The organism is Methanolobus vulcani (assembly GCF_900100715.1).
GTDB classification, from domain to species: domain Archaea; phylum Halobacteriota; class Methanosarcinia; order Methanosarcinales; family Methanosarcinaceae; genus Methanolobus; species Methanolobus vulcani.
Genome location: NZ_FNCA01000007.1, coordinates 119,010 through 127,388, shown reverse-complemented (window position 1 = coordinate 127,388; position 8,379 = coordinate 119,010). Strand labels below are relative to the sequence as shown.

The 8,379-nt window shown below is 41.9% G+C and carries 11 protein-coding genes; 5 read left to right on the top strand and 6 right to left on the bottom strand.

Annotated features, from left to right (window positions below; translation table 11 throughout):
• The 3 genes from BLP52_RS10970 to BLP52_RS10960 form a co-directional block, all read right to left on the bottom strand.
• Positions 1-261 (bottom strand): transposase (locus BLP52_RS10970; RefSeq protein ID WP_154717856.1); only part of this gene is annotated, 261 nt, incomplete at its 3' end.
• Between the two features lie 85 nt (positions 262-346).
• Positions 347-1,390 (bottom strand): DUF2278 family protein, encoded by a 1,044-nt coding sequence (locus BLP52_RS10965; protein WP_091710522.1) that lies wholly within the window; start codon positions 1,388-1,390, stop codon positions 347-349.
• A gap of 64 nt (positions 1,391-1,454) precedes the next feature.
• Positions 1,455-1,925: a GIY-YIG nuclease family protein gene (locus BLP52_RS10960; protein WP_091710521.1), complete on the bottom strand. Its 471-nt coding sequence runs from the start codon at positions 1,923-1,925 to the stop codon at positions 1,455-1,457.
• 100 nt (positions 1,926-2,025) lie between these two features.
• Here BLP52_RS10960 and BLP52_RS10955 point away from each other — a divergent pair, with 100 nt between their 5' ends.
• Positions 2,026-2,385 carry a carboxymuconolactone decarboxylase family protein gene (locus BLP52_RS10955; RefSeq protein WP_091710520.1) on the top strand — a complete coding sequence of 120 codons (360 nt, stop codon included), beginning with the start codon at positions 2,026-2,028 and terminating at the stop codon, positions 2,383-2,385.
• 9 nt (positions 2,386-2,394) lie between these two features.
• On the opposite strand, the gene BLP52_RS10950 is transcribed toward BLP52_RS10955, so the two are convergent.
• Positions 2,395-2,682: a DUF1294 domain-containing protein gene (locus BLP52_RS10950; protein ID WP_091710519.1), complete on the bottom strand. Its 288-nt coding sequence runs from the start codon at positions 2,680-2,682 to the stop codon at positions 2,395-2,397.
• A 113-nt stretch (positions 2,683-2,795) separates the two neighbouring features.
• Here BLP52_RS10950 and BLP52_RS10945 point away from each other — a divergent pair, with 113 nt between their 5' ends.
• Positions 2,796-3,215, top strand: coding sequence for a cupredoxin domain-containing protein (locus tag BLP52_RS10945; RefSeq protein ID WP_091710518.1), 420 nt, complete (start codon positions 2,796-2,798; stop codon positions 3,213-3,215).
• A 27-nt stretch (positions 3,216-3,242) separates the two neighbouring features.
• Here the strand turns inward: BLP52_RS10945 and msrB are convergent, their stop codons facing one another.
• On the bottom strand, positions 3,243-3,641 hold the full coding sequence (msrB, locus tag BLP52_RS10940) for a peptide-methionine (R)-S-oxide reductase MsrB (protein WP_091710517.1): 399 nt from the start codon (positions 3,639-3,641) through the stop codon (positions 3,243-3,245).
• 191 nt (positions 3,642-3,832) lie between these two features.
• On the opposite strand from msrB, the gene BLP52_RS10935 reads away from it, so the two are divergent.
• The 3 genes from BLP52_RS10935 (at position 3,833) to gpmI (ending at position 7,318) form a co-directional block, all read left to right on the top strand.
• A complete protein-coding gene (locus BLP52_RS10935; RefSeq protein WP_154717855.1) occupies positions 3,833-4,162 on the top strand; it encodes a hypothetical protein in 330 nt (109 codons plus the stop codon).
• A 124-nt stretch (positions 4,163-4,286) separates the two neighbouring features.
• A complete protein-coding gene (locus BLP52_RS10930) occupies positions 4,287-5,723 on the top strand; it encodes an MATE family efflux transporter (RefSeq protein ID WP_091710515.1) in 1,437 nt (478 codons plus the stop codon).
• A gap of 47 nt (positions 5,724-5,770) precedes the next feature.
• Positions 5,771-7,318, top strand: coding sequence for a 2,3-bisphosphoglycerate-independent phosphoglycerate mutase (gene gpmI, locus BLP52_RS10925; protein WP_091710514.1), 1,548 nt, complete (start codon positions 5,771-5,773; stop codon positions 7,316-7,318).
• A gap of 40 nt (positions 7,319-7,358) precedes the next feature.
• On the opposite strand, the gene fen is transcribed toward gpmI, so the two are convergent.
• On the bottom strand, positions 7,359-8,375 hold the full coding sequence (gene fen / locus BLP52_RS10920; protein WP_091710513.1) for a flap endonuclease-1: 1,017 nt from the start codon (positions 8,373-8,375) through the stop codon (positions 7,359-7,361).
• Positions 8,376-8,379 lie beyond the last annotated feature (4 nt).

Below are 8,379 nucleotides of genomic sequence, written 5' to 3'. Positions count from 1 at the left end.
CTGGTAAGCAGAATCCCGAAGGGATTCCATAATCTTATTCCATACCCCTTCTTCTGACCACCATTTCAGCCGTCTCCAGGCAGTTGCCCTGGATCCATAAATTACTGGCATATCTCCCCACCTGCAACCAGTTATCAGGACAAAGAGTATGCCATTGATGACCTTGCGGTCATCAGCCCTCTTTCTCCCTGTAATGGGTTGAGGTGGTAAACGTGGCTTAATAAACTTCCATTGTTCATCAGAGATTTCTCTGAATTCCATTCATATCCCCATAATAAAATTAAAAGAAGTAGTATTTATAGTTTTGAGATGGGTTCGATAGAAAAGTGGATAAAGACAGCAAAGGTCAAAATACAATGGTCCAGCCGGACCTGACTTCTCTGCTGCTGTACTTCACTTCATGCATGAGCTTTCCCTGATCATCAAAAAGGCTGATAGAACCACCACTGTTGGAAAGAATTACTCCTTTCCCGGAGAGCAATATTCTCGTTCCTGAACCTGCACGAATCTCACCTTTAAGATGTGACTTGCGACCTGCTGCATCTTTAATTGACCAACCGGCAAGGTCAACTGATTTTGGCGAAGCGTTGAAGAGTGTCACAGACTCTTTGCCTGAATCTACTCCATCAGGATTTATCAGTGCTCCTACTATAATTACAGAACCGGCCTCTATGGACTCTGATACTTCTACCTCACATGTCTGGGAAGAGGTTTCGGGGACTTTTTGCACAGGAACATCGGGCAAACAGTGTCCGGTAATATCATCAGTGTTAAAACACTGTGACTGGAAAGCCAGGAAAATAGCAACCCATCGGTTCTCTTCTGGCAAATGGATAAGCAGACCACCGTCCTGATACGGTGCATCATCATACTCCCATTTCTCAGAATTGCCCTGGTTCATGTGAATATCATGTATGCCGCTACCGGGTCTGAAACCAAAGAAGCTGTCAGGTAAAAATGTTTCCGGACCCCATCTTTCCCCGAAAGCATAGATCATGCCGCCATTCATATCTGCAGCTTTCTCAACATACTTCTGGATAAGTTCATTAAGGTCATTGGACGGACCGGGAATATCACATTCCAGAGGAACCATTTTTGATGTATCAAAAAGTCCTCCGCGAACGTAATCAAGACGCAGGTCTCTTGATGAACGGTCTACATTCCTGTAACCCGTTTCAAGTTGAGGAAGCTTTTCGATCATAGGATGACTGAAGTTATCATCAACGAAATAAAGCAACTCAGACGGAGCCACCCTGGAATTGACATTTACAGCTACACGATGCTCGTTCTTTCCATCGTCAACAAGTATCTGGTAATGAGCATTTTTGCCCTTGCCTTTTTTCCAGTCTTTTGGCTTCCCTTTTAATATCCCGTAATTTTCAAGAGACATAGTGGAATTTACTCTGCAACTGAATTAAAAGTTTTCCGTTTTTATTTCTAAATTGCAGAGTAGGCTAATCAAAATGAGCAACTTTAAATTTCAATCCGGTTGAGTTAAATGCATCCTTTATCAAATGCAAAGGACGTGTTTTACTGTAAAAAAGGTGAGAAGAACAGTTGCAATCACCTGCTCCAAAACCACGGATCCGATAAGTAAAGCTAGATTCCATTTTTTCTGCCAGTTCGCATTCAACCGGTTTGTCAGCAATCGCATACACTGTAGATATAAGTTCAAATTCCTCTGAAACCGAAAGATAATCCACATGCCAGCGTGGTTTCTTGTTTTTCTCTAACGAGAGCAGCACATGTCTTTTCAGCCTTTTGAGACCTCCACTACCAAGTGCAGAACCGACATATACATGGTAGCCCTTTGAAAACTCGATGTTTTTAAGGCGACCTGCGTGAAGAACACAATTCCCGTTTTTGAATATAAGGCAGTACACACCTTTTTCAGAAATATCCGGAAAACTCCTTTTGTGCTGCACATTAAAGAAAGGGCAAAGAAAGCATTAAATCATTTCCTGCCAAATTTCAAATGATAAGTATCAACAAAAAATACAAAAATGCAAAAGAAGGGAAGAACAAATGCCAGATGAAATAAAGGAAGCAAAAGATGTGAAAGGATTCCAGCCAAGGGCTGTGACCTATGCAAAAAAAATGGACGATAATTTCTCAGAAGCTGTAGCCGGATTATATAGTTCAGTCTGGGATGAAAAAGAAGGGGGTCTTTCCAAGAAACAGAAACATCTTCTGGTATTTGCGATCGCATGCTCAAACCAGAAAACAAAAAGTGCTGTAAAGATCCTTCAGAGACTTAAGAAATATGGCGTTACCGCACAGGAAATAAAGGATGTCATGATGATAGCAGCCTGGACCAATGGTATACAGAGTTTCACAAATCTCAGTCCTGAAGTCCTTAAAGAGATGGAAAGACTGAATTTCTGAACTTACGTCTCAGCTTAAAGCATATAACGGCAGCAGAAACCGTATTAAAATATAGATCTGAATCAGTAGTATAAGTGGCATTCCTATCGTAAAAGAAGAATGTTTCGTCTTATGGCGGAAACGATACATTCCTGCAATGGAGCCGATGCTGCCGCCTATTATTGCAACCATGAACAGGGTTTTTTCAGGGATCCTGAATGCACTCTTTTTTGCTTTTCTTTTGTCAGCCCACATAAGGTAAAATCCAATGGTATTTACCAGCAGCAAATACATAAGAATTATAAAGGATGTTTCCATAGCCTTTATTTCACTATAAGCCGTATAAATTTACCGGGAATGGTACATGGGATCATTGCCAGAGAAAAACGGTTTTTTCGTAGAACTAAAACTCAGAAATCGGGTGGTATAATATGACAAAAAAATGGCTGATATTTATTACAATACTTATGATTGCAGGTGTGTTTGTCAGTGGATGTGCTGACAATGCAGATGATACTGCAACCGATGAAAAAACTGTAGAAGAAACAACTACAACCGAAGATGTTGTAGAAGATACAACACCTATGTCTGAAGGCAAAGACTATGCGGTCAGAATGGAATATTATGGTGCAATGAAGCCTGCTGAACTTGAGATTAACAGAGGCGACTCAATAGCATGGAGGAACTACAAGCCACAGGGAACATACACACTTGTAAGTGATGACGGGCTTTTTGAGAATCAGGAAATGGACTCCAATGATGCCTATTCCTACACTTTCACCGAAAGCGGAACTTACACTTTCAGTGTTGTAGACTATCCTGACATGACCCTTAGGGTCACGGTCAACTGATCAGAGGTATTACCTCTGATTACTACTTTACTCCTCTTTTTTAAAGTCCAGTGAAATGGAATTCATACAGTATCTTTTACCGGTGGGCTCCGGTCCGTCATCAAAGACATGACCAAGATGACTTCCGCAACGACTGCAAACAACCTCAGTCCTTTCCATGAAATGACTGTGGTCCTCTTTCAATGAGACTTTATCCTCGGTAATCGGTTTGAAAAAACTTGGCCAGCCTGTACCTGAATCATATTTTGCATCCGAACTGAACAATTGCTGACCGCAGGCTGCACAAAGATAAATTCCTTTTTCCTTGTTTGCGTAATATTTCCCGGTAAAAGGAGCTTCTGTGCCTTTCTGACGCAGAACGATGAACTGGTCTTTTGTTAGTATGTCTTTCCACTGATCTTCTGACTTTTCAATAGAATCTGCCATTTTTAACTCCCGTTTAAATGGTGTGGATATTAGGATAAAAAGGTGTCGTGGAACTAAAAATAAGGGTATACAAATAAAGAAAACAGATAAATATAAATATTATTTTTGAGACAATATTATTGTTGAACAAAATCACAGGATTGAGTTCAATGTTTGGGAAAATATTTGGGAAAAATTACAGGGGAAAGAACATGTCGGATTGGATCGAGTACTATGAAGACAATAAGCGTACAGCTTTGAACAGAATAAATAACATGGCTCTTTCTACAGGATACAGCCGGGAACTCAACTGCTGGGTCAATAAGTACCTGGACCCATTTTCAGTTGCAAGAACAATAGCATCTGAGAGAAAAGAAAGCCTTGATCCTTTTTTCAGAATACGTATGGAAGCAGAGAAGGATCTGGAATTCACATTGCTCAGGGCTAATAAAAGGGACAGAAGCGATTGTGACATCATTTTCTTTGAAAGTAACCTCTTGCTTATGTTCAACCTTATGCTCAAACACATAAGGACCGCATAAACAAAGTAAGAAGCATCTTCTCAAGAAATCACAATCATAATTTGCAGAAAAAACGGAAGAAAAGGGATAAATACACCTATTCTATCTATAGTTGCATCCCTATTCAGGAAAGAAGGCATACTAATTGCACGAAAGAAGTAAACTCTTAGCTGATGAAAAAATAGGCAAACTCCTTTTCAAATTATCCGCACCTGCCACAGTGGGAATGCTGGTACAGGCCCTGTACAACATTGTGGACACTGTTTTTGTAGGTCAGGCCCTCGGTGAGAACAGCGTTCATGGAATTGCCGGAATATCCATAGCTTTCCCGATAATGATGATGATCATGGCTATTTCACTCGCCATTGGTATTGGTGGAGCTTCCATGATATCACGCAGTATTGGTGAAGGGAATCAGGACAGAGCAGAGAATGTGATGGGAAACGTACTGTCACTTGTCCTCATCATGAGTGCATTCATCATCATTGCAGGCAGCATTTTTCTTACACCACTTCTGAAACTGTTCGGAGCAACAGACACTATTCTCCCCTATGCAACCGAATACATGACCGTTATACTAGATGGGTCAGTTTTTTTCATGTTCGCGCTTGCCATGAACAATGTCGTGCGTTCAGAAGGGAATGCCAGGGTTGCAATGTACACAATGCTGATCTCAGCACTTGTTAATGTCATTCTTGATCCTTTGTTCATTTTCAAATCAGGATACGTTGAATTCAATTTCCTTGCAGATAAATTGGGAATCGTCATCCAGCCACTATATCTGCATGCTTTCGGACTTGGTGTAAAAGGTGCGGCCATTGCAACAATTATTGCACAGGCAACCGGAGCACTCTTTCTTATATGGTATTTCGCTTCCGGAAACTCCAGCCTTCGTTTCCATTTGAAGAATCTCAGACCAAGACTGGATATTGCCTATGAGAGCATTTCTATCGGAATGGGACCACTTGCAAGAAACGCATCCAGTAGTCTTGTTGTAATCGTACTGAACAATATACTCCTGATATATGGAGGAGGAGATGTTGCAATTGCAATCTTTGGAGTTGTTAACCGTCTTTTTATGTTCACATTCATGCCAATGTACGGTATCGTTCAGGGACTCCAGCCAATTGTCGGCTTCAACTATGGAGCCAGGAACTTTTCCAGGGTAATGGAATCTGTAAAACTCTCCATGATGGTAACTACTACAATGGCGATTGCTGGTTTTATTGTGCTCCTTGCATTCCCGGGACAGCTCTTTGGCATTTTCACATCAGACGAGCAACTGATATCCTCGGGAGCATCTGCCACAAGAATAATGATACTTGCACTTCCGCTTGTGGGATTCCAGGTTGTTGGCTCATCACTTTACCAGGCCATTGGAAAAGCTTTACCATCTTTCATCCTTGCAATGAGTAGACAACTATTGTTCCTCATACCACTGGTGATAATCCTTCCACATTTCTTCCAGCTTACAGGTGTGTGGCTGGCGTTTCCACTATCAGACAGCCTGTCATTCATGCTTACATTTGTGTTGGTGCTGAGGGAATTTAAGATTCTCACAAGGCTTGAAAGTGGTTCCTGATTGACCGATACAATGCATTTAAAAGGCATCGGAACAATTCAGAATTCATGTCATACGAGAACGGACCACTTTTACTTATGATACTTGATGGCTGGGGTTACACCACCGAAGAAAAAGGAAATGCAGTAATGGCTGCAAACACCCCGGTGCTTGATTCACTTGTAGAAAAATATCCATCATGCTTATTACAGGTTTCAGGTGAAGGTGTTGGACTTCCTGAAGGACAGATGGGAAACTCAGAGGTTGGACACCTCAACATAGGTGCCGGCAGGATAATCTACCAGGACCTTACACGCATTAATAAAGACATAAAAGAAGGTTCCTTTTTCAAAAACCAGGTATTTCTTGAAGCCATGGAAAATGTAAAGAAGAACAACTCAGCACTGCACCTTATGGGACTATTCTCATACGGAGGCGTGCACAGTCACATGGACCATATGAGGGCACTTGTGAAAATGGCAAAAGCAGAAGGTGTTGAAAGAGTTTACATACACACATTCCTTGATGGCAGGGACGTGCCACCACAGACTGCGCTTGATGACATGAAAGCTCATGAGGAATTCTGCAAAAGCACAGGCATTGCAAAAACTGCAACTGTAAGCGGCAGGTATTATGCAATGGACCGTGACAAGCGCTGGGAGCGTACAAAACTGGCATATGATGCGCTCACACTTGGTGAAGGTATCCTTGCAGAAGATGCAGTTTCAGCCGTGAGTCAGGCTTATGAGAGAGGCGAGAATGATGAATTTGTAAAGCCCACTGTCATAACAGATGCTGATGGTAAACCCGTAGCAACCGTAAAAGACGGAGACTCAGTTATCTTTTTCAACTTCCGTCCTGACAGGGCAAGACAGATGACTTATGCATTTGTGAACGATGATTTTGATGGTTTTGAGAGAAAAGTTAGACCACAGGTTCACTATGTATGCATGGCTGAATACGATGAGAAGCTGGATGTTCCAATAGCATTCCCACCGGAAACCATCACCAATACCCTGGGAGAAGTCCTTAGCAAGAATCATAAAAAGCAGCTTCGTATAGCTGAAACTGAAAAGTATGCTCATGTTACATTCTTCTTTAATGGTGGTGTGGAAAAGGAGAATGAAGGAGAGGACAGGTGTCTTGTATCTTCACCGGATGTGGCAACATATGACCTGAAACCTGAGATGAGTGCGTATGAAGTCACAGAGCAGCTTGTGGAAAGAATTCGGTCCGGCAAGTATGATGCTATTATTCTCAATTTTGCTAACATGGATATGGTTGGTCACACGGGAATCGTGGATGCAGCTATCAAAGCAAGCGAGGCTGTTGATGAATGTGTTGGCAAGATCATCGATTCACTCCTTGATAAAGGTGGAACTGCACTCATAACAGCAGACCACGGTAATGCTGAAAAGATGATCGATTATGAAACTGGCAAACCACATACTGCACACACATCAAATCCTGTGAGATGCCTTCTTGTAAATGGTCCTGAAGGAGCTAATGTGCATGATGGAAAGCTTTCTGACCTTGCACCAACGATGCTTGAGATAATGAAGATAGAACAGCCTGCCGAGATGACAGGAGTTTCACTTATCACTAAAAGCAATTAAATCTAAAAACTGAGCTGAAATTGTGTTATGGAATCTGGATCTAGAACCATTTATCAAGGGTGCTCTGGCCGCTTCCTGATGAAGCTTCGAGGCGTTCCAGAGCTTTTGTAACCCTGTCCTCTGAGAAATCATGTTCTGTGCAGAGGAAAGATATTACTGCTGATGAATCCGGTTTTTTCCATTTGAGAGAATAATTATCGGTGACTGGAGGAGAGTTGAAAAACTCTTTGATCCCTTCAAGAGTCTCTATTTCCAGACCTTTTTCCTGAAGAATGCTTTCTATGCTGCCGTGTTCTTTTACCAGCTTGAGAGCTGTCTTTGGACCGATGCCCTCAATACCGTCATTATAATCAGTTCCAACACAAAGAGCAATATCAATAAGCTGTGACTGGTTAATTCCCAGTTCATCCAGATTCTCTTTAAGGTCAATTAGTTCAGGTTTGACATCCACGTAGATGCTCTTCTTTGGGAGTTTTCTCTTACCTGAAACTGTCAGGTTCCTGACAACTTTTGGGGAACCGAAAAGTAAAGAATCATAATCCTGTGATGCTATCCTGTCAGCATCTCCCTTTTTCACCATATAGGCTGCCTGTGCTTCTCCTTCTGATGGGGCATCCACATAAGGAATACCCATTGCACTTAGCAGTTTCTTTGAATCCTCAACAATTGTTGCATCAACTCTGGCAGATGCCTGAGCGTATTTGTATGCTTCTTCTGCGAAGCCTTCTTCTTTAGCCAGTTCATAATTGGCTTTTGCTTTTTCGCGTCTTTCAGTACGCTTTTGAATAGTCGATGATTTGAACTCAGGTGGCTTGCCATCGAAAACAAAAACAGGTTTCACTCCGGCTTCAACTATGTTGGTCATCCTGTAAAGAATGCCGGACAGGTGTGATGTGACATTTCCCTGTGAATCTTTCAGGGGAGTTCCATCTCTCTGCCGGATGATACTTAAGAATTGATAAAGTGTATTAAAGGCGTCTATCGCCACAACGTTCAAAGAAAGGTCAGATACTTCGATCGTACTCCTTTTTAGGAGTTCTCCTATATCAACACCCATAGAG